Genomic DNA, 20,784 nt, shown 5'->3' on the forward strand with positions numbered 1-20,784 from the left:
CGGCCCCCTTCACGCGGCTGCGACGGTGGGATGGACCAAGGCTGCGTCGCCGCTGCGCGAGCGCGACAATGTCGAGAAATAGACATCCTCGAGCCCGCCGATCACGGGCGCAAAGCCGTCGCCGGGATCGGTATCGGACAGGACGTGGATGATCGTGCGGCCGGCGAACAGGCGGGTCGAGATGACCTTCTGCGTCTGCGCATAGTGCGCCATGTCGTCGCGCGCGATCGTCTTGGCCCAGACGGTGCCGCGCGACGCCTGGATCAGATCCTGCGGCGCGCCCTCGAGCTGGATCCGCCCGGCGGCGAGCACCGCCATGCGCGGGCACAGATCGGCGACATCCTCGACGATATGCGTCGACAGGATGATCACGACATTCTCGCCGATCTCGGCAAGCAAATTGAGGAAGCGGTTGCGCTCCTCGGGGTCGAGGCCGGCGGTCGGTTCGTCGACGATGATCAGCTCGGGGTTGCCGATCAGCGCCTGCGCGATGCCGAAGCGCTGCCGCATCCCGCCCGAAAAGCCCGCGATCGCCTTCTTGCGCACGTTCCACAGATTGGTCTGGTTGAGCAGCGTCTCGACCGTTGCTTTCCGCTCCTGCGCCGAGGCGACGCCTTTGAGCACCGCCATGTGATCGAGCATGTCGTACGCCGAAACGCGCGGATAGACGCCGAAATCCTGCGGCAGATAGCCGAGCCGCTCGCGAAGCCGGTCGGGGGTCGCGAGGATGTCGATCTCGCCGAAGCGGATGCTGCCAGACGTCGGGGCCTGCAACGTGGCCACGGTCCGCATCAGCGTCGACTTGCCCGCGCCATTGGGGCCGAGCAGCCCGAACATGCCCTTGGGTATCGACAGCGTGACATCGTCGAGCGCCCGCGTTCCGTTGGCATAGACATGCGTAACGTGTTCGAGTTCGAGCATGATTTCCCCCTGTATCGGGAGGAAGCTAGCGCAGTGTATTAGGAAGCTAAAGCGCAAAATGCAGCGCGCATGCGCCGCAGTGCGGCCGGGTCAGATCAGCGTGCGCCGGCGAGCAGGCGATACCCCCATGCCGGCAAGGTGACCTTGCTCGCGGTATCGATCACCAGCGCCGATCCGTCCGCGGCATCGACATAGCGACCCACGACCGGGCCGTCGCTGAACGACACGGTCTGCGGCGCGCCCGACAGGTTGAACAACGCGAGGACTTTGTCGCTGCCCTTTTCGCGCACGAACGAGAAGACCTTGGTCGGCGCGCTGTTGACCACCGGCGTCATGCGCGTGCCCCACGGCGCGTTCCACAACGCCGGGTGCGCATCGCGGAATGCGATCAACTGGCGAAACAGCGCCGTATTGGGATGGTCGCGCCAGGTGATCGGGTCACGATCGAAGAATTTGAGCCGCCGCGGGTTGCCCGCCTCCTGGCCGTTGTGGATCAGCGGCATCCCCTCGCCGACGAACGACAGCGCGATCGCGGCGGGAAGCGCGGGACCGAAGCGTTCGAACTCGGTGCCTTCCCACGCATTCTGGTCGTGATTCTCGGTATAGGTCATCCGCATCGCCTCGGCCGGCCATGCGCTCTGCACTTCGGAATAATACCCGAACAGCGCGTTCACATCGGCCTTGCCGGCGCCGATGTCGGCCATCGCATTGTTCCATTTCCAGGCATAGGACGCGTCGAACGCCTTGGCGTGGACATCGCGCTGGTCGAATTCGGCGAGCATGAAGACGGGCTTGATCGCGTCGAGTTCGGCGCGCGCCGTCTCCCAGAAATCGAGCGGCACATAGCCCGCGACGTCGCAGCGGAAGCCGTCGACACCGACATCGCGCACCCAATATTTCATCGACTCGGTCATGTATTGCCGCAGCCCGGGCTTGGAATAGTCGAGATCGATGATGTCGGACCAATCCCAGAACGGCGTCGGCCGGTTGGCGCCCTTCCAGTCATGCTCGTACCAGTCGGGATGCGTGGTGTGGATGACATTGTCCCATGCGGTATGGTTGGCGACCCAGTCGAGGATGACATGCATCCCCTGCGCATGCGCCGCCGCGACGAACGCCTTGAGATCGTCGACCGTCCCGAACTCGGGGTTCACCGCGCGATAGTCCTTGACCGCATAGGGGCTGCCGAGCCCGCCCTTGCGGTTCTTCTCGCCGATCGGATGGACCGGCATCAGCCACAGGATGTCGACGCCGAGCGCCTTCAACCGCGGCAACTGCGCTTGCGCGGCGCGAAACGTCCCCTCGGGGGTGAACTGGCGCGTGTTGATCTGATACAGCACCGCCGTCTTGGTCCAGGCGGGATGGTGCAGCGAGACATAGGGCCGCGGCTGATAGCGCGCGTCGATCGCGGCGCTGCCCGGAGCGGCCGCTTGCTTGGCTGAGGCCATGCCCGAGGACAGCAGCGCGACCATCGCCAGTCCAAGCGCACCCATCCGCATCGCCCGCATCGCATTCCTCCCGTTTTATCTTGGGGCGCTTATGCCACTGCTCGGGCGGGGAGCACGGTGAATACGTATGTGACGGCGCGTGCGACGCCGCCGCGTGTTAGAGGCACCGACGCAGATTTGCCCATGCCATCCCGGCCAGCGGACGCCCGACCACTGCCCCCTGCGAGTGCACGGTTTTTTGGCAACGGAGCATGCCGGTCATTATGTTGGATCGTGCGCCTAAAGCAGGCCATGACGTGCGCCATGTCGCGCGCCGTCAAACTTCTTCTTTCGATCGATCGCTTTCTCCTCTGGCTGATTGCCACCGTGGTGCTGGCAAGCCTGCTGCCCGCGTGCGGGGCGGCGACGGGCTGGGTCGATCCAGTGCTGCTCTCCGGCATGCTCTACCTCACGCTGCTGCCCTCGACGGTGCAATCGTCGATCGCGGTCACGGCAATGGCGCGCGGGAATGTCGCCGCGGCGGTGTGCAGCGCATCGCTGTCTAATTTACTGGGCATTCTCCTGACGCCGCTCTTGGTCGGCGTGTTCCTGCACGCCGCGGGCGGCGGCGCGGTCGCGTCGTCGCACTCGATCGGCACGGTCGCGCTGCAATTGCTGCTGCCCTTGCTGGGCTTGCAGGTGATCGGCCGGCCGGGGGCCGAGCGGACGCTGTTCCGTTCCGCGGCGATGCTGGAGGAACGGGGGCTGACCGGCGTTTCCCCGCCGGGCGGGGCATTTCAGGGGGACTATCGATGACGCAAGCGACCCGACCGATCGATCCGGGAGCCCCGCCGACCGTAGGCGCGCACCGCCTCGACCGCTATTTCCGGATGAGCGAGCGCGGCACCACGGCGCGGACCGAGGTGCTGGCGGGGGTCACCACCTTCCTGACGATGGCCTATATCGTGCTGGTCAATCCCGCGATCCTCGGCCAGGCGGGGATGCCGGTCGCCTCGGTCGCCGCTGCGACCTGCTTTGCCGCCGCCTTCGCCTCGATCCTGATGGGTGTGGTCGCCAATACCCCCTTGGCGCTCGCGCCGGGCATGGGGCTCAACGCCTATTTCAGCTTCACCGTCGTCCAGCAGATGGGCGTGCCATGGCCGGTCGCGCTCGGATGCGTGCTGATCTCGGGCGTCGCCTTCCTGCTGCTGACGCTGACCGGCGTGCGGCAGATGATCGTCGCCGTCATCCCGCAGCAACTGTTCGCCGCGGTGGCTGGCGGGATCGGACTGTTCATCGGCTTTATCGGGTTGAAGAATGCCGGGATTGTCGTCGCCAGCCCGGCGACGCTGGTCGCGCTCGGCGATCTCACGGCACCCGGCGCAGCGCTCGCCTTGTTCGGCCTGCTCGTGATCGGCGCATTGAGCGTGTGGAACGTGCGCGGTGCGATGCTGATCGGGATCATCGGCACCACCCTGGTCGGCTGGTTCGCGGGCCAAGTCGTGTTCAAGCCCGAGCCCTACAGCCTCTCGGCGCTCACCGGCACCGCGTTCAAGCTCGATCTGCCCGGCGTGTTCGGGATCGGCGGGCGGCACGGGCTCGGGCTGATCGAGATCCTGTTCGTCTTCCTGTTCGTCGATCTGTTCGACAATATCGGCACGCTCGTCGCGGTGACCAAGCGCGCCGGGCTGATGGACGCCGCCGGGCGCATCCCCGGGCTCAACCGCATCCTGATGACCGATGCCGTCGCGACGATCGTCGGCTCGCTCGCGGGCACGAGCACGGTGACGTCGTATGTCGAGAGCGCGGCTGGCGTGCAGGCGGGCGGCCGCACCGGGCTGACCGCGGTGGTGACGGGCGTGCTGTTCCTGCTCACCATGTTCGTCGCGCCCTATGCGCAGCTGATCCCGCTGGCCGCGACCGCGCCCGCGTTGATCATCGTCGGCGGGCTGATGCTGCTCCCGTTGCGCGAAGTCGACTGGGAGGATGCCTATTCGGCGATCCCCGCCTTCCTCACCGTGGCGATGATCCCGCTGACCTTCTCGATCGCCAACGGGCTCGCCTTTGGCATTACCGCGCATGCGCTGTTGAAGCTGATCCGCGGGCGGATCACCACCGCGGACTGGTTCCTGCTGCTGCTCGCCGGGTTGTTCGTCGTGCGCTTCGTCTGGATGAGCGCGGGGGCATGAGCTGATGCGCCACACCGTCCGATCTTATCGCGGCTTGGTCACCGCGCCGCACCACCTCGCCGCGCAGGCCGGGCTCGCCATGCTGCGCGACCGCGGGACCGCAGCGAACGCGCAAAAGCTATCAAGCTGCGCCGGCAGCGCCGCACCTATCCCGCGATCTTCGAGCGCGTCGGCCGGCCGTTGCGCGAAGGCGAATGGCTACGGCAGTTGCTGTTTGCCGAGCATCGGCCAAGCGATCGTGCTCGTCGCTGCGACAAGCCGCAGCGCGGCGCGAAAGACCGCCCAGCTCGGCCGCGCAGCATGAGCGCGCGCGGCTTTCGCGGCGCGCTGCTCTCGGTCGCGCACGATCCGCGCGATCATGCCGATGCGATCCGCCACGAACCCGATGGACTGCTGATCGTCGAGGACGGGATCGTCGTCGCGCGTGGCTACTATCAGGACGTGGCGCCGCGCTATCCGGGACTCGCGATCGAGGCACTGCCCGGACTGATCGTCCCCGGCTTTATCGATGCGCATATCCACTATCCGCAGATGGATCGCATAGCGTCGCACGGCGCGCAATTGCTCGACTGGCTCGACACTCACATCTTCCCCGCGGAGAAGGCGTTTGCCGACCGCGCACATGCCGACGCCGTCGCCGCGGCGTTCCTCACCGAATTGCTGCGCAACGGCACGACCAGCGCGCTCGTGTTCGCAACCGTCCACCCGCAGTCGGTCGATGCGCTGTTCGAGGCCGCCGCGCGCCGCAATATGCGGATCGTCGCGGGCAAGGTGCTGATGGACTTGGGGCCAGAGGGCCTCGCCGATACCCCGCATTCGGGCCGCGCCGAGAGCGAGGTGCTGATCCGGCGCTGGCATGGCCACAAACGGCTCGGCTATGCCGTGACGCCGCGGTTCGCGCTGACCTCGTCCGATACGCAATTGGCCGAGACCGGCGCGCTGCTCGCGGCGCATCCCGACGTCCTGCTCCACACGCATCTCGCCGAAAATCTCGGCGAATGCGCCGCGGTTGCCGAGCGCTTCCGCGACGCGCGCGATTATCTCGACGTGTACGATCGTTTCGGGCTGGTCGGCCCGCGCTCAGTCTTCGCGCACGGCGTGCATCTGTCCGACCGTGCCTGCGCGCGGCTTCACGAAAGCGGTGCGGGGATCGCGGTGTGCCCGAGCTCGAACCTGTTCCTCGGCTCGGGCTTCTTCGACTTCGGGCAAGCCGACCGCCACTCGCTACGGCTCGGGTTCGGTACCGATGTCGGCGCGGGGACGTCGTTCTCGCTGCTGTCGACGGCGGGGCTCGCCTATCAGGCGGCGCTCGCGCGCGGCGATCGGCTCGATCCGTTCCGTGCGCTGTATCTGGCGACCGCAGGCAGCGCCGGTTTGCTCCACATCGCGGACCGGGTCGGCAGCCTCGAACCCGGGCTGGAAGCCGATTTCGTCGTGCTCGATACAGCCGCGACGTCCTTGCTCGCACGCCGCACGACCGGCGCGAGCCTCGCCGAGCAGCTGTTCGCGCTGCAGGTCCTCGGCGATGACCGCGCAATCAGCCGGACCTATGTGCTCGGCGAGTGCGTGTGGGACAAACACGCCGATCGGTGACGCCCTCGCGTCAGGCGAGGCGATGCGGAACCGACAGCGCTTCCTCGACGATCGTCTCGCTCATGCCGACGGCTTCCCACGGGAAGACGAACCAGCGCTTGTCCTCGGCGCGATCGATCGTCCTGGCGTGATAATCGACGCGCACTCGCGAGCGGACATTGTCGAGCAGCACGGCGAATTGCACGTTGCCGGTGTCACACCCCGCCTCCGCGAGCAGGCGCCGGATGTCGGCGATCGTTCCGCCGCTGTCGTTGATGTCGTCGACGAAGAGCAGCCGGACGCCATCCGCGCTCTTGGCCGCGACCTTGCCGAGCAATTCGTCGGCAAAGCCCGTTACTTTCGACGAATGATCGATCGACAGCATGTGCACTTTCAGCGCGTGCGACAGGAACACCGCGGGCACGAGCCCGCCGCGCCCGATCCCGACGACGAAATCGGGCATCCAGTCCCCGCGCGCGACGGCGTGCGCGACGGCTTGCGTATCGGCGACGAAATCGTCGTGCGGAATGTAATAGAGCTGGGGGCTGGCGGCGGTGCTCATGACGCGACACTCCGTATGGCGGCGCGATGGCGGCCCGCCGAAGCGAGGCCGGTTATCGCGTCTGGTCGGCAAGGGCAACCGCCGCCGCGCCTGATGGCGGATGCCGACCTGTCGGGGATCAGAGCGGTTCCGCACGACCAATTTTCGGATCGCTCTGGCGTCAAACGCACAGATGCGGGACACAGGCACCCGGTGCCGGCGACGGCGCGGATGGATCGTTTCCTCTTTCATCATGGATACTCGCGATGCTGAGACTGCGTACCTTCAAGACTGTGTCGCTTACCGCCTGTGCGCTTTGCGCGACCATAGTGGCGGGATCGCTCGCCGCCGGTGCAGGCCCGTCGACCGACGCCGTGATCGCCACGCGAGTCGATGGCTTCAAGAAGATGGGTGGCGCGATGAAAGCGCTCAACGATGAGTTGAAGAGCGACGCGCCCGTCAAGGCGACGATGGTCGCCGCCGCGCAGATGATCGCCGAGACCGCGCGCGCGCAGGGCAAGCTGTTCCCCGCCGGCAGCGGGCCTGCGCCCGGCGTCAAGACCGATGCGCTGCCCATCATCTGGACCGACCGCGCGACCTTCGACGCGCAGATGGCCAAGCTCGTCACCGCCGCCGACACGCTCGTCGCGGTCGCGAACAGCGGCGACGCCGCGGCGATCGGCGCGCAGGCGAAGGCGACCGGCGCAGTGTGCGGCGGCTGCCATCGCCAGTTCCGCTCGAACACCTGAAGCATCGATGCGCGCCCGCGACTGCCGGCGCGTCTGTTCGATTCGCTGCGCGTCGCTCTGCTCGACGTTTCGGGGGAGCGAGTCGCAGAATCCGGTCGCGGACGTGGGCCAGTGACGACGGCTGAGCCGGCGACGGATCGTTCCTGGGCGTTGGTAACCACGCTCTGCGCAGTCGGTGCGGGGTTCATCGCGCTCGCGGTCGCGGGCGGGTTTCGCTTTTGCCGCTATTGCACGTGCTACCGTGGGATATTGTCGAAGACGATCAGACCGTTGCGTTGTATAAACACCAAGACTCGGATCGCGATGACGTCGGCGCCTGTGAAAAAGGCGTGCGACGATCCGCGATCTGCCACGCTTTCGACGATCGGCGTGAGGCCAAGCGAAAACCGACTGACCTTTTCAACTTCATCGAATAGTCACGACAGTTTTATCGAGGTGATTTCGACAAGAGCACCGCTCTAAACCGCTCTCAGACGCACCGCTTCACACTGCCTCATCGGGGAACGCTGCCATGTCGAGCATTGCACACGCCGTACGCCACGCGCCGTTCGCCAGCAGCGCCGCCCCCGCCGAACAGGTGAACCGCTAACGCCTCCCGACCGAATTCCCCCCCTGGCCAAAAAGGACTGACCCATGAGCTATGTCACCACCCAAGACGGCGTCGAGATTTTCTTCAAGGACTGGGGCGCGAAGGACGCGCAGCCGATCATGTTCCACCACGGCTGGCCGCTGTCGTCGGACGATTGGGACTCGCAGATGCTGTTCTTCCTCGCCAACGGCTACCGCGTCGTCGCGCATGATCGTCGCGGGCACGGTCGCTCGACGCAGATCGGCACCGGCCACGATATGGACCATTATGCCGCCGATGCAGCTGCGGTGGTCGAGCATCTCGACCTTAAGAACGTCATTCATATCGGCCATTCGACCGGCGGTGGCGAAGTCGCGCGCTATGTCGCCAAATACGGTCAACCGCAGGGCCGCGTCGCCAAGGCGGTGCTGGTCAGCGCGGTGCCGCCGCTGATGCTCCAGACCGAGGGCAACCCCGACGGCCTGCCGATGGCGGTGTTCGACGGGATCCGCGCCGGGCTCGCCGCCAACCGCGCGCAGCTGTTCCACGATTTTGCCGCAGGGCCATTCTACGGCTTCAACCGCCCCGGTGCGACCGTCGTCCAGGCGACGATCGACAATTGGTGGCGCCAGGGCATGATGGGCAGCGCACAGGCGCACTACGACGGCATCGCCGCCTTTTCGGAAACCGACCAGACCGCGGATCTCAAAGCGATCACCGTGCCGACGCTGGTGCTGCAGGGCGATGACGATCAGGTCGTGCCGTACAAGAACGCCTCCGTGATGCAGGCCGAACTGCTGCCGAACGCGACGCTAAAGATCTATCCCGGCTTCTCGCATGGCATGCTCAGCGTGAACGGCGACGTGATCAACGCCGATCTGCTCGCCTTCGCGGGCAGCTGACCCGGCCTCACGCCGCGGCGGCATGGCAACAAGCCCCAACGGATCGCGCCTGCGTCGATCCGTTGGGGAGCATCTTCACGCCCCGCCGCGACTAGACGTCGCGCATCCCGTCCTCGCCCCGATCGTCCGCGCCCAGCGCGACGAATTGGTCGAGCAACCACGCGGCGGCCGGTCCGGGCGGGGTGTCGCGCCGAAACACGCCCGCGAAGCGATAGGTGCCGCCGGGGTGATCGGGCATCGCGAGGCGTTTGAGCGTACCCGCGATCAGATCGGGCTGGATCAGCGGCAGCGGCATGTTGCCCCACCCGATCCCCTCGCGCAGCAGCGCGTGCTTGGCGCCGAGATCCGCCAGCCGCCAGGTCCGCGGGCTCAGCACCGAGAAATCCTGTCCCTGCGTCAGCGGCGACCGGTCGGTCAGCACGAGCTGGACGTAATCGCGCCCTGCACCGGGCGCGATCCGCTCCATCTTGCCGAGCGGGTGGTCGGGCGCTGCGACCGGCACGAGCACCACCGATCCAGCACCGACGCATTCGACCCCTTCGACCCCGGCGGCGAGCGGCCCGGAAATCCCCACGACCGCATCGCGGTTGAGGACCAGCGACGTGATCGCACCCAAAGCCTCGACGTGCAGCCGCAACGTCACGGTCGGGAACGCCGCGGCAAAGCTGCGCAGCACCATGCCCAGCCGGTGCGTCGGCAGCATCACGTCGACCGCGAGATTGACCTCCGCCTCGAGCCCGTCGAGCAGCCCCTTCACTTTGGCGCGCAGCCCGTCGATCCCCTGCGCAACGGTGCGCGCCTCGGCCAGCACCGCGCGACCGGCGTCGGTCAGCTGCGGCTTGCGCGTGCCTTCGCGGTCGAACAGCGTCAGCCCGAGCTGCGTCTCGAGATTGCCGATCCCGTAGCTGATCACCGAGACCGCGCGGTTCAGTTTGCGCGCAGCGGCGGCAAAACTCCCCGTCTCGACCACGGTGAGGAACACGCGCAGCTGGTCGAAGGTCGGCGTGCCGGGGTTGGACATATCAATTCCATCGAACGTTTCAGTCTGTTTTATCCGACTGACCGGGCATGTCGAGGCCGTCTATATCCGTCGCAACACAATGGAGACACGCCATGATCGACATTCGCCCCTTCGCCAGCCTCGGTGGCGCCAACCACGGCTGGCTCGATGCCAAGCACCATTTCTCGTTCGCCAACTATTACGATCCGGCGCGCGAAAGCTGGGGCAATCTGCGCGTCTGGAACGACGACACGATCGCCCCGCAATCGGGCTTTCCGCCCCACCCGCACCGCGACATGGAGATCATCACCTATGTCCGCGAAGGCGCGATCACGCATCAGGACAATCTCGGCAATCTCGGCCGCACCGAGGCGGGTGACGTGCAAGTGATGTCGGCGGGCACCGGCATCACGCATGCCGAATATAACAAGGAAGACGTGACGACGAAGATCTTCCAGATCTGGATCCAGCCGACGCAGACCGGCGAGAAGCCGAGCTGGGGCGCGCGTCCCTTCCCCAAGGATGATCGCGCCGGACAGTTCGTGGTGCTCGCCAGCGGTTTTGCCGAGGACACCGACGCCTTGCCGATCCGCACCGATGCGCGCGTTATCGGCGCGACGCTCAAAGCCGGCGAAACCGCGACCTATCGGCTCGGCCGCGACCGCCGCGGCTATCTCGTCCCCGCCACCGGCGCGATCGAGATCGAGGGGAAGCGCATCGCCGCGCGCGACGGCGTCGCGATCAGCGACCAGGCGGCGGTGGTGATCACCGCGCTCGAGGACAGCGAGATCGTCCTGGTCGACGCGGCCTGAGCGATGGCCGTCCGGCGCGTGCCGGGCGGCCTCGCAGCATTGGGGCGAGTGTCCCGGCTCGCTTAATCGCGCCCGGCATCGCCCTGTCGCCGCCGCCCCGGAGCGTCCGGGGCGGTGATCGTCGCGCGGTCTAACGCTTCGGGCACCAGCGCAAGATTCTGGATCGCCGCGAGGCCCCATTGCGCCGAGGCATTGGTCGAAACCCCCGGCCATTCGAGTACCCCATCGACGCGATGCCGCGGATCGGAGGGCCAGGTGCCGAGCCCGGCATCGCCCGAGAGGAACTCGTCTGCGGCGCGCGTCGCGAGCGCCGCGTCCTTCTCCTCGAACGCCGCGTAAGCGGTGAGCCGCGAATGCCCCTCGCGCAGGTTGCGCGGCCCGAACGGTGCGCCGAACTTGGCGAGATACGCGCTCTGCGGCGCGTTGTACCAGCGGCAATAGTCGAGCCATGCAGCGCGGTAGCGCGGCACGTCGAACAGGCGGATCAGCTCCGAACTCACCTCGACCGCGCCGAACACCGCGTTGAGATGCGAGAACTGGATGCCGCGCCCCTGATCGAGGAAGCGTCCGCTCGCCAGGTCGAAGGGCGCACTGCCCGTCATCCAGCCCTTGGGCAGCCGCCCGATGCTGTCGAGCCCCGCCGTCACGCGATCGCGCCAGCGCACGTCGCCGGTCCGCTCCCATTCGGTCAGCCACGCCGCGGCGAGCGGGCACCAGGTGGTGCCGAAGGTCATCTCGATCGTCCCCGCCGGCAGCGCGGGCTTCTTCGCGGCGTTCGGCACCTTGCGCCCGATCTCGACCGTGGTCAGCGTCTGGTCCGAGGTGATCAGATCGTGGAGCAGGTCGCCGACCCGCTCGTCGGCGGTGAGGTAGTAGAACGGCCGGCGATAGCTCGCATTGCTGACGCGCGGCTGTTTCGAGCTGTCGCTCCAATGCTGCACGCCGTGGCGCGTCCCCATCCCCTTGAAGCGGCCGCTATGATAGACGTCGACCTCGCCGGTATGGCGCGTCATCGCCTCGGCGAAGCGCCAGGTCTTCGCATCGCCGGTGCGCAGCACCTGGTACCACAGCCACAGATCCGGCGAGAGTTCGCTATTGTCCCACGCAAAGCCGCCAATGTCGTAGCGCCAGCGATGCCGGTCGCTGTCATAGCTGTGCATCACGTCGCCATGGTTCCAGAAACCGTACCAGGCGCGGCGATCGACTTCGCCCGCGTAGAAGTCGACGAGGTTGCTCAGCTGATTCTCGATCGCTGCGCGGTTGGGGGTCGACCGGTCGGGCAGCCCCCAGTCGCCGAACACTTGCGCGGCGTGGAGGTGCGCGGGTGCGACCATCAATTGCGGCGGCGCGGCCTGCATCGTCGCGAGCCCCTGCAGCAGTGCGCTGTCGGGCGTTGAGGGGAACGCCCACAGCATCAGCTCGCTGGTCCGCGCGATCCCCGCGGCATCGTCCCAACCGGGCTCGTAATCTTCGTAGGTGACCGACAGGCCTTCATTCTGCGCGTCGAAGCGCTCCATCCCCATCGTGCCGTGATACGGCCGCATGTCCATCGCCGCCGCCTCGGGCGACCACAGCCACGCCGTAAGCGCGGCGGCGTCGCCGGTCGCGCCATCGATGTGCAGCGCGGTCGGATGCCGCTGCCAAAAATAGCGCACACCGAGCGCCGCGCCGCCCAGCGGCGAGCCGACATACGCGAGCCCCGGCGCGCGATGCCCTTCGTCGGCGTCGATCCAGCCCTGCTCGGGCGCGGTCCGCTTGGTGATCGTCCAGCCATTGGCGCTCGGCTGCTCGAGCCGGAAATCGCCCCAGGCGGGGATCCGCTCGAGCGTCGCGTGTACCGCCTTGGCCATCGTGTCGAGCGGCGGCACCGCGCGGCCGGCGACCTGTGCCGCCTTGAACGCCACTCCGGGATCGCGCCGCAACCCGGTCAGCGGGCGCACCCCTTCGGCGAAGAATTGCGCGTCGGTGGCGAAGCGCACGTGGCGATCGTGGAGCGCGGCGTCCTTCACCGGCACGCTCGCGCGCACGCCCAGCGCCGAGATGAAATCCCTTGATGCGCTGCCGTCGAACACGACGCTGTGGACCATTCGCAACCCGGTCGACCCGGCATAGGCATAGAGCCGCACGACGAACGGCAGCCAGCGGCGCTCGCCCGACATGTGTGCGCCCTCGATCTTCACGACCGCGCGCACCGGCCCGGTCTGCTCGACGGTGACGCGCTCGATCCGCCCCGCGAAGGGCAGGTCGGCGCCGTGGAGCGGCTCGGTGCGCGATGCACCGATGAGGGTCACAGGGCCAAGCACCGCGCGGCCGGCGATGCTCGCTTGCTGCACCAGCGCCGCGCCCGATTTGCCGATACGCCATTGCAGATCGCCGACGCTGATCGTCACCGCATCGGCGCTCTCGGTCACGCGGACGGGGCGTGCCGGGATAGTGGGGCGGCCGCGCGTGACGCTCAAGCCGTCGGGCGCGATGTCGGCGGGGATCGCGTGCGCGCTCCACTTGATCGAGCCGTCGGGCCAGCTCGCGGTGGTCCAGCCTTGCGACGGGACCGGCGTGCCGTCACGCGCCGTCACGCTCAGCGCCGTGCCGCGCTTGACCGCGCCGCGCGGCCAGGCGACGCCGAAGGTCTGGCCTGGCTGGAGCGCGGGCGCCGCGCCGTCGATCCAGCGCACCGGCGCTGCTTGAAACGCCGCGACCGGGGCCGCGCCCAACCGCGCCGGCAGCAGCGCAACGCCGCTCCCGAGCAAAGCCGCCTTGAGCGTCTCGCGGCGATTGAGCATGTCTCTCTCCATCAACGGTGCGTCACCGCCACGCGCCGGATGCGCAGGTGGCTCCACGTGGTGCGCAGCCCCCAATGGCCGCGCGTGTAGGGTTGGGCGTCGTCGAGCGTGAACAGCCGCTTGCCGTCGCGCTCGACCGCGATGATGTGGCCGTCGGCGATCAGCGCGATCCGCGTCCAGCGATTGGCGACGAGCATGTCGGCGGGGGCTGCCGTGTCATGCTCGGGCAGGATCGGGCGGTTGCCGGGCACGCCGATATAGCGGCGGAAGCGCGTCGTCGTATTTCGGTTGCCGCCGACCCCGACATAATAGGTGATGAGGTCGTCATAGCCGCCGAACGCGCCGGAGCGCGGCGTGGTCAGCACCGACGACCCATCGCGATTGGTCGCCATCCAGAAGGCGTTGAGGTCGCTGACCTGGTCATTGGCACCGCCGGCGGACACCGCCATCGCTTCGAAGGTGATCGTCGTCGGCGCGGTGATCGGCGTGGTCGACCACAGGGTCAGCCCCTTGGGCGTGTCGATGTCGATCACACCGCGAGCTTCGGTGACTCGCGCAGCCGGCGATTCGGCCTCGACCCGCCAACCGTCGAGCGACGCCTGTGGCGAGGCGCCGAGCAGCGTCAGCGCGGCGATGCTGCCGAGGAGCTTTACGCTCTGCATACCCTCTCCACCGCCTCTACTTAGCGTTCGCGCCAGCATAGGCCGGCGCAGGTCGCTTTGCCAAGCTATTCCCGCAATCTATAACTAATGGTCATATTGTGGAAAATTCTGCTCGACGTCAGCCGATATGAGATGTTGCGATTTATGGAATCAAATCGCATGATGCGGGACACAAAGAATAGAGAGGATGCCATGAAGGCGAAAATCCTGCTGAGTACATTGCTGGCCATCGTCACCGTGCCAGCGATCGGCGCCAAAGCGCCGCCGCCGCTGCGCATCTTCATCGCCAGCGATTCCACCGCGCAGGACTATAAGCCCGAAAAATATCCGCAATCGGGCTGGGGGACGATGCTACGCTGCGCTCTCGCGGCCAATGTCACGCTCGAGAACCGAGCGATCGGTGGGCGCAGCACCAACAGCTTCATCCGCGAAGGCCGGCTCGACACGATCGCGGCCGATCTGCGCAAAGGTGACACGCTGATGATCCAGTTCGGCCATAACGATCAGAGCGCCGACAAGCCCGAACGCTACACCACGGTCGACCAGTACATCGCCAATCTCCACCGCTTCCTCGCCGTAGCGAAGACGGCCGGGGCGAAGGCGGTAATCCTCACCCCCGTCGCGCGCCGCGACTTCAAGGATGGGATCGAACAGCAGACCTATCCGCTCTACGCCAACGCCGCGCGCCAGGTCGCGCGCGACACGCACACGCCGCTGATCGATCTCGGCAAGCTGTCCGAGGCGATGGTGCAGGCGCTCGGCGAACAGGCGGCAGCGGCCTATTACCTGCATTATGACGGCAGCGCCGGAGCGCCGGGCTATCCCAATGGCGTGCACGACAACACCCATTTCAGTGAACTCGGCGCGCGCCATGTCGCCGACCTCGTCGCGGTCGAGCTGCGCGCGCTCAAGCTGCCGGTGTCGCGTTACGTCACCCCGCATGTCCCCGCGCTCACCCGCACGACGCCCGCCGGCGGCCCGTCTTGCGCCTGATCGCCGGTCTCGCATTGAGCCTCGCCGTAGCGCTTCCCGCGCACGCGCAGACGCGCAGCTTCACGCTCGCGGGCAAGGCGGCACCCGGCGCGACGCCCGTCGCCCCCGATCACGCTTATGCCGACGGCTTCGGCTACGAACCCGGTTCGACGCGGTTGTTCTCGGTCGCCGCAGCGCCCGGCAACTACAAGGTCACCGTCACGCTCGGCCTGCCCCGTCAGGCCACCGAGACGACGATCAAGGCGGAGTCGCGCCGGTTGATGCTCGATGCGGTCCGCGTGCCCGCTGGGCACAGCATCACGCGCAGCTTCATCGTCGATGTCCGCAATGCCGCGCTCCTCCCCCCGCCGCTCAACGCGCCCGGCGGCAGTGCGGTGCTCCTCAAACCGCGCGAGCGGAGCTCGTTCAGCTGGGACGACAAGCTCACGCTCGAGATCCTCGGCAATCATCCCGGCGTCACCGCGATTTCGATCGCGCCGGTGCAGGTGCCGACCGTCTTCCTGCTCGGCGATTCGACCGTCACCGACCAGGGCGCCGAACCCGCCGCGAGTTGGGGCCAGATGCTCCCCGCTTTCTTCAAACCCGACATCGCGATCGCCAACCATGCCGAGAGCGGCGAGACGCTCAAATCGTTCATCGCCGAATTGCGTTTCGCCAAGGTGCTCGAGTCGGTGAAGCCCGGCGATTGGGCGGTCATCCAGTTCGGCCATAACGACCAGAAAGCGAACTGGCCGCAGACCTATGCTGCGGCCGAGACGACCTATCGCGCCTATCTGCGCACCTGGATCGCCGAGTTCCGCCGCCGCGGCGTCACGCCGGTGCTCGTCACCTCGCCCGATCGCCGGATGTGGAACGGCACCAAGATCACGTCGACGCTCGCCGACTATGTCGCGGCGGTGAAGGCGGTCGGCGCCGAGCAGCAGGTCGCGGTGATCGATCTCAACGCCGCGAGCATCGCCTTCTACGAAGCGCTCGGGCCGGAGCGTGCGCCGCTGGCGTTCAACGATGGCGGCAAGGACGCGACGCATCACGACAATTACGGCGCGTGGGTGCTCGCGCGCAGCGTCGCCAAGGGCATTGCCGACGCCGGGCTGCCGCTCGCCGCGCATCTTGCGCCCGATCTGCGGGCGTTCGATCCGGCCCGGCCGCCCGATCCCGCGACCTTCCGCCTCGCGCCCAGTATCGCCCACGACACCACCCGACCCGACGGAAGCTGACATGACCTCACGCCGCACCTTCCTCGCCTGCGGGCTCGCCGCGAGCCTTCCCCTTCCCGCCTTTGCACAGGATCCCGGTGTCGGCGCGGGTGCGCGCGTCGGCAGCGGCACGGCCGAGCGCTTTCCGCTCTGGCCGAAGACGCCGCCGGGCGCCCCGCAGACCAAAGTGACCGACGCCTGGGTCAAGCGTTCCCCCACGGGCGCCGCCGACGACATCGCCTGGCCGCATGTCGCGACGCCGATGCTCACCGTGCTCAAGCCTGCCCGGCCGAACGGCGCCGCGATGCTGATCTGCCCCGGCGGCGGCTATGTCCGCGTCGCGGTCGGGCGCAATCCCGGCGCGATCTCGCAATGGTTCGCCGATCGCGGCGTGACCGCGTTCGAACTGCTCTACCGGCTGCCGCACGACGGCTGGGCGGCGGGGCCCGACGTCGCGTTGCAGGACGCGCAGCGCGCGATGCGCGTGATCCGCGCGGGCGCGGGCACGCGCTGGACGGTCGATCCCGCGCGCGTCGCGATCACCGGCTTTTCGGCGGGCGGCCATGTCGCCGCGAAGCTCGCGGCGCGCTCGACGCTCGCGGTCTATGATCCGCAGGACGCCGCGGACCGGCTGTCGGCGACGCCGACCGTCGCCGGGCTGTTCTACCCCGTCATTACGATGTTCGACGAGGGCGTCCACGCGCAGTCGCGCCGCGAATTGCTCGGCGCCAACGCCGCCAGCCCCGACTTCCAGCGCCGCTATTCGGCGCAGGTCGACCTGCCCGCCGACATGCCGCCAACCTTCATCGCGTGCAACGCGGACGATCCTGTCGTCCTCTTCAAGAACAGCCTGCTGATGATCGAGGCGCTGCACGCAGCGAAAGTCCCGGCTTCGCTGATGGTGTTCGAAAAAGGCGGGCACGGTCCACCCGCCAAGCGTCGCGACGGGACGATCGTCCCCTGGCAGCAGATGTTCGCCGATTGGGCCGGGGATCATGGCTGGCCCGCCTGACCCGACGCCACGACCAAGGAAATGACCATGCGTATCACCGTCGCGGCGCTCCTGCCGCTCGTCCTGCTCGCCGCGCCCGCCGCGGCGCAGACCGCCGACATGAAGAGCTGGGTCGATGCCAAGACCGGCCACAAGATCGTCCGCATCACCGATGCACCCGGCAATTACGCGCTCTACTTCAACTACAACGCCTACACGCCCAACGGCGACACGATGCTCTTCTCGACCACCGAGGGCATCCAGGCGATGGACCTCAAGACGTGGACGCTGCGCACCGTGCTCAAGCGGCGCGGCGTCCGCTTGTTGTTCGCCGGCCACAAGACGCGCACCGCCTATTTCTCCGAGACCGACCGCAGCAAACCCGACGCCCCGGTCACCATCTCCGCCGCCGACATCGATACAGGCGTCGTGCGCAAGATCGCCGAGGTGCCGCGCGGCAGCCAGATCGACACGATCAATGCCGACGAAACGCTGCTCGCCGGGCAGTTCACCACGCGCCCGGTCGAGCTCCAGCCCGGCACCGCCGGTCGCGACCCGCGCACCGACCAGGCCGCCTATGCCGCCAATGGTCCAGACGGCAAACCGCTGCCCTATGCCGAGGCCAAGGAGGTACGGCTCAACGATCGGCTCGCGGCGAAAATCCCGATGGAGATCTTCACGCTCGACGTGAAGACCGGCGCGCGCCGCACGATCGTCACCGCGACCGACTGGCTCAACCACCTGCAATTCTCGCCGACCGATCCGACCCTGCTGATGTATTGCCACGAAGGCCCGTGGCACAAGGTCGACCGCATCTGGACCGTCCGCACCGACGGCAGCCACAACACCAAGATCCACACGCGCACGATGAACATGGAGATTGCCGGCCACGAATTCTGGTCACCCGACGGCAAGACGATCTGGTACGATCTGCAGACCCCGCGCGGCGAGGATTTCTGGCTCGCGGGCTATGACGTCGCCACCGCCAAGCGCCGCTGGTTCCATCTCGAGCGCAACGAATGGTCGGTGCATTACAACGTCTCTGCCGACCAGACGCTGTTCTCGGGCGATGGCGGCGACCCCGAGATGGTCGCGCACGGGCCCGACGGCAAATATATGTACCTGTTCCGCCCGCGCGCGATCCCCGACGTTGCGGGCATCCATGCCGACAATGCCGGCGCGCTGATCGCGCCGGGTACTTTCGCGACCGAGAAGCTCGTTGATCTCGCCAGGCAGGATTACAAGCTCGAGCCCAACGGGCGCTTCTCGCCCGATGGCCGCTGGCTGTTCTTCCGCGCCAACATCGAGGGCAAGGCGGCGATCTACGCCGTCGCGACGGACAAGGCGCGGTAGCGCGTCCGGCGGGCGTGACGCCGCGCCGGACGCTCCCCGGCTTACTCCGCCGTCTCGGACGCGGTCAGGCTGCCGGGGAAATAGCCGAGATGCGGCGGGTGGTTATACGCCGTGTTCTGCCACGCCACCCCGGCGCGATAGACCGGGTCCTGCATCAGCGTGACCAGCCGGTGCGTGGTCGGATAAGGTGTGATATAGATCCGCAATGCGCGATTGTCGGCGGTGCGCCACACCACTTCCTCGCGCCAGTCGCCCAATAGGTCGGCCTGCAGCGCCGGGGTTGCCTTGGTCCCGTTGTTCGACGCGAGCCCCTCGGGCGACAAGAGCGGGACGGCGGTGGCGGTCTTCCAGTCCCATTTGCTGATCGTCGTCTTGTCGAGCAGCTCCTGCAGCAGGTCGCCATCCCAATAGAGCGCGAAGTTGGTTTGGCGCGGCGCCGGGCCGATCGCATTGCCCTTCACGTCGAACAGGTCGCGACTGTTCGAGCCCCACAGTTCGGCGCCGACATGCCGCGGGTCGATATCGGCAGCAAGCCCGCGGCCGGTGTCGGTGTCGGCGGGCTTGGTCCACAGCACTTGCCCGGTCCGCGCGTCGAGCAGCGCCGAGCCGATCCCGCCATTGGTCTTCACCTGCTCGTGCACGCCCCACTTTTCGAGTCCCGGCCGCGTCGGATCGAGATCGGCGACGTGCATCGCATCGCCGTGGAACAGCGGATCGGTCCACAGCCCCTTGCCGTCATCGTCGAGCGCCATCGATCCGTAGATCACCTCGTCGCGCCCGTCGCCGTCGACATCGGCGATGCTGAGCTGGTGATTGCCGCGATCGGCATAATCGCCATTGCCCGGTGCGGACGAATCGAAGGTCCAGCGCTTGACCAGCTTGCCCGCGCGGAAATCCCAGGTGGCGACGACGGTGCGCGCATAATAGCCGCGGCCGAACACCATGCTCGGATGCTGCCCGTCGAGATAGGCGGTGCCCGCGAGGAAGCGGTCGGCGCGGTTGACATAGCCGTCGCCCCACGTGTCGCGCAGCTGCTCGAAGGTGGGGTTGCCGCCGGGATAGCGCGGCGGATCATAGGGCTTTGTGTCGAGCGCGCGGCCGCTGCGGCCGTCGAATACGGTTAGATATTCGGGCCCCTTGAGGATCCGCCCGACCAGCGGCGCGACCTTGCTGCCGTCGGCAAGCACCTTCGCGCCGGTCCGGTCGGGCTGCGGCACTTCGCCGCCATGCTCGCGCCAGTCGGCCGTGGCGTCGCCGATCACCGTGCCGGTGCCGTCGACGGTTCCGTCGGCGGTCTTCATCGCGATCTCGGCGCGGCCGTCGCCGTCATAGTCGGCGATCTGGAACTGCGTGTAATGCGCGCCCGCGCGGATGTTTTTGCCGAGGTCGATCCGCCACAGCCGCTTGCCCTCGAGCGTATAGGCATCGACGAAGACGTCGCCGGTATAGCCCGCCTGGCTGTTGTCGTGGCTGTTGGTCGGATCCCACTTCAGCACGATCTCATAGCGGCCGTCACCGTCGAGATCGCCGACGCCGGCATCGTTGGCGGTGTAGCTGTACGCCTCGCCAGCGGGGGTCGTACCACCCGGCGGCGGGGTCAGCGGGATCGACAGATAGCCGTTGGGCGCCATCAGGGCGGACCGCTTTTCAGGAGCGCCGTTCGCGACTGCCAGCGTGTAGCGCGCGTCGGCACTCCCCTGCGGATCGACGAAGGCGGTGGCATCGATGAGCGGGCGCGGCGTGATCTTGCGACCATCGCGATAGACGTCGAACGCGGTCGCGCGCGGATCGCTCGCCAGCAAGCGCCAGCTCACCAGCCAGCCGCCACCCTTTGCGGGCGTCGCGACGAGCCCGCGGTCGAGCGTCTCGATCGCACGCTGCGGCGGAGCCGCTGCTGCTGCTGCCGCCACGGCACCGAGCGCGACGCTCGCCCAAAAGTAGCTGCGCATCCGGATCATCCTGTCTCTCCCGTGGCGACGGTCAGCCTCGCCATATCTCAACAATTATGATTGCATTTCACCAAATGGCAACATAGAACGGAACAGCGATCCACAATGTGGATGTTACAGAACGAAGTCGATGGCGCTGGCACGAACCGCGCTGCACTACGAGGGGGGATGACGTG

18 protein-coding genes are annotated in these 20,784 nt (G+C 67.4%); 11 read left to right on the top strand and 7 right to left on the bottom strand.

Translation table 11 applies throughout. The annotated features are described in order from the left end of the window. Window positions 1-9: 9 nt before the first annotated feature. Both ABIB28_RS12180 and ABIB28_RS12185 read right to left on the bottom strand, forming a co-directional pair. Window positions 10-921, bottom strand: a complete 912-nt coding sequence (locus ABIB28_RS12180) for an ABC transporter ATP-binding protein (protein WP_354288357.1) — start codon at window positions 919-921, stop codon at window positions 10-12. A 95-nt stretch (window positions 922-1,016) separates the two neighbouring features. Next, window positions 1,017-2,429 (bottom strand): alpha-amylase family glycosyl hydrolase, encoded by a 1,413-nt coding sequence (locus tag ABIB28_RS12185; protein WP_354288358.1) that lies wholly within the window; start codon window positions 2,427-2,429, stop codon window positions 1,017-1,019. A gap of 123 nt (window positions 2,430-2,552) precedes the next feature. Between ABIB28_RS12185 and ABIB28_RS12190 the strand changes: the two genes are divergently transcribed. Genes ABIB28_RS12190 through guaD form a run of 4 tightly spaced genes read left to right on the top strand, consistent with a single transcriptional unit; the run spans window position 2,553 to window position 6,130 of the window. Continuing rightward, complete coding sequence (locus ABIB28_RS12190; RefSeq protein ID WP_354288359.1) at window positions 2,553-3,164, top strand: bile acid:sodium symporter; 612 nt, start codon at window positions 2,553-2,555, stop codon at window positions 3,162-3,164. Then, entirely contained in the window at window positions 3,161-4,537 is a 1,377-nt protein-coding gene (locus tag ABIB28_RS12195; protein ID WP_354288360.1) for an NCS2 family permease, read from the top strand. Before ABIB28_RS12190 ends, ABIB28_RS12195 begins: the two co-directional genes overlap by 4 nt. 4 nt (window positions 4,538-4,541) lie before the next feature. Further along, the gene (locus ABIB28_RS12200; protein ID WP_354288361.1) at window positions 4,542-4,841 is read left to right on the top strand and encodes a hypothetical protein; all 300 of its coding nucleotides are present in this window, start codon (window positions 4,542-4,544) and stop codon (window positions 4,839-4,841) included. Next, the gene (guaD, locus tag ABIB28_RS12205; protein ID WP_354288362.1) at window positions 4,838-6,130 is read left to right on the top strand and encodes a guanine deaminase; all 1,293 of its coding nucleotides are present in this window, start codon (window positions 4,838-4,840) and stop codon (window positions 6,128-6,130) included. Before ABIB28_RS12200 ends, guaD begins: the two co-directional genes overlap by 4 nt. Before the next feature lie 10 nt (window positions 6,131-6,140). Here the strand turns inward: guaD and ABIB28_RS12210 are convergent, their stop codons facing one another. After that, entirely contained in the window at window positions 6,141-6,671 is a 531-nt protein-coding gene (locus ABIB28_RS12210; RefSeq protein ID WP_354288363.1) for a phosphoribosyltransferase, read from the bottom strand. Between the two features lie 245 nt (window positions 6,672-6,916). Between ABIB28_RS12210 and ABIB28_RS12215 the strand changes: the two genes are divergently transcribed. Then, window positions 6,917-7,399, top strand: coding sequence for a c-type cytochrome (locus ABIB28_RS12215; protein WP_354288364.1), 483 nt, complete (start codon window positions 6,917-6,919; stop codon window positions 7,397-7,399). A gap of 633 nt (window positions 7,400-8,032) precedes the next feature. Further along, window positions 8,033-8,869, top strand: coding sequence for an alpha/beta fold hydrolase (locus ABIB28_RS12220; RefSeq protein ID WP_354288365.1), 837 nt, complete (start codon window positions 8,033-8,035; stop codon window positions 8,867-8,869). 91 nt (window positions 8,870-8,960) lie between these two features. Here ABIB28_RS12220 and ABIB28_RS12225 read toward each other — a convergent pair whose 3' ends face one another. Beyond that, window positions 8,961-9,890, bottom strand: coding sequence for a LysR family transcriptional regulator (locus ABIB28_RS12225; RefSeq protein ID WP_133190644.1), 930 nt, complete (start codon window positions 9,888-9,890; stop codon window positions 8,961-8,963). Between the two features lie 92 nt (window positions 9,891-9,982). On the opposite strand from ABIB28_RS12225, the gene ABIB28_RS12230 reads away from it, so the two are divergent. Further along, window positions 9,983-10,681 (top strand): pirin family protein, encoded by a 699-nt coding sequence (locus tag ABIB28_RS12230; protein ID WP_354288366.1) that lies wholly within the window; start codon window positions 9,983-9,985, stop codon window positions 10,679-10,681. A gap of 62 nt (window positions 10,682-10,743) precedes the next feature. Here ABIB28_RS12230 and ABIB28_RS12235 read toward each other — a convergent pair whose 3' ends face one another. Together ABIB28_RS12235 and ABIB28_RS12240 are read right to left on the bottom strand one after the other, a co-directional pair. Then, window positions 10,744-13,464, bottom strand: a complete 2,721-nt coding sequence (locus ABIB28_RS12235) for an exo-rhamnogalacturonan lyase family protein (protein WP_354288367.1) — start codon at window positions 13,462-13,464, stop codon at window positions 10,744-10,746. 11 nt (window positions 13,465-13,475) lie between these two features. Continuing rightward, entirely contained in the window at window positions 13,476-14,126 is a 651-nt protein-coding gene (locus ABIB28_RS12240) for a DUF6250 domain-containing protein (protein ID WP_354288368.1), read from the bottom strand. A gap of 192 nt (window positions 14,127-14,318) precedes the next feature. Between ABIB28_RS12240 and ABIB28_RS12245 the strand changes: the two genes are divergently transcribed. Genes ABIB28_RS12245 through ABIB28_RS12260 form a run of 4 tightly spaced genes read left to right on the top strand, consistent with a single transcriptional unit; the run spans window position 14,319 to window position 18,659 of the window. After that, a complete protein-coding gene (locus tag ABIB28_RS12245) occupies window positions 14,319-15,119 on the top strand; it encodes a rhamnogalacturonan acetylesterase (RefSeq protein WP_354288369.1) in 801 nt (266 codons plus the stop codon). Further along, window positions 15,110-16,336 carry a rhamnogalacturonan acetylesterase gene (locus ABIB28_RS12250; protein ID WP_354288370.1) on the top strand — a complete coding sequence of 409 codons (1,227 nt, stop codon included), beginning with the start codon at window positions 15,110-15,112 and terminating at the stop codon, window positions 16,334-16,336. The genes ABIB28_RS12245 and ABIB28_RS12250 overlap by 10 nt, the downstream gene beginning before the upstream one ends. Window position 16,337: 1 nt before the next feature. Continuing rightward, window positions 16,338-17,327, top strand: coding sequence for an alpha/beta hydrolase (locus tag ABIB28_RS12255; RefSeq protein ID WP_354288371.1), 990 nt, complete (start codon window positions 16,338-16,340; stop codon window positions 17,325-17,327). Window positions 17,328-17,354: 27 nt separating this feature from the next. Next, a complete protein-coding gene (locus ABIB28_RS12260) occupies window positions 17,355-18,659 on the top strand; it encodes an oligogalacturonate lyase family protein (RefSeq protein ID WP_354288372.1) in 1,305 nt (434 codons plus the stop codon). A gap of 41 nt (window positions 18,660-18,700) precedes the next feature. Here the strand turns inward: ABIB28_RS12260 and ABIB28_RS12265 are convergent, their stop codons facing one another. Then, window positions 18,701-20,608 carry a rhamnogalacturonan lyase gene (locus tag ABIB28_RS12265; RefSeq protein WP_354288374.1) on the bottom strand — a complete coding sequence of 636 codons (1,908 nt, stop codon included), beginning with the start codon at window positions 20,606-20,608 and terminating at the stop codon, window positions 18,701-18,703. Window positions 20,609-20,784: the final 176 nt, after the last annotated feature.

Source organism: Sphingomonas sp. UYEF23 (assembly GCF_040546165.1).
Classification (GTDB): domain Bacteria; phylum Pseudomonadota; class Alphaproteobacteria; order Sphingomonadales; family Sphingomonadaceae; genus Sphingomonas; species Sphingomonas glacialis.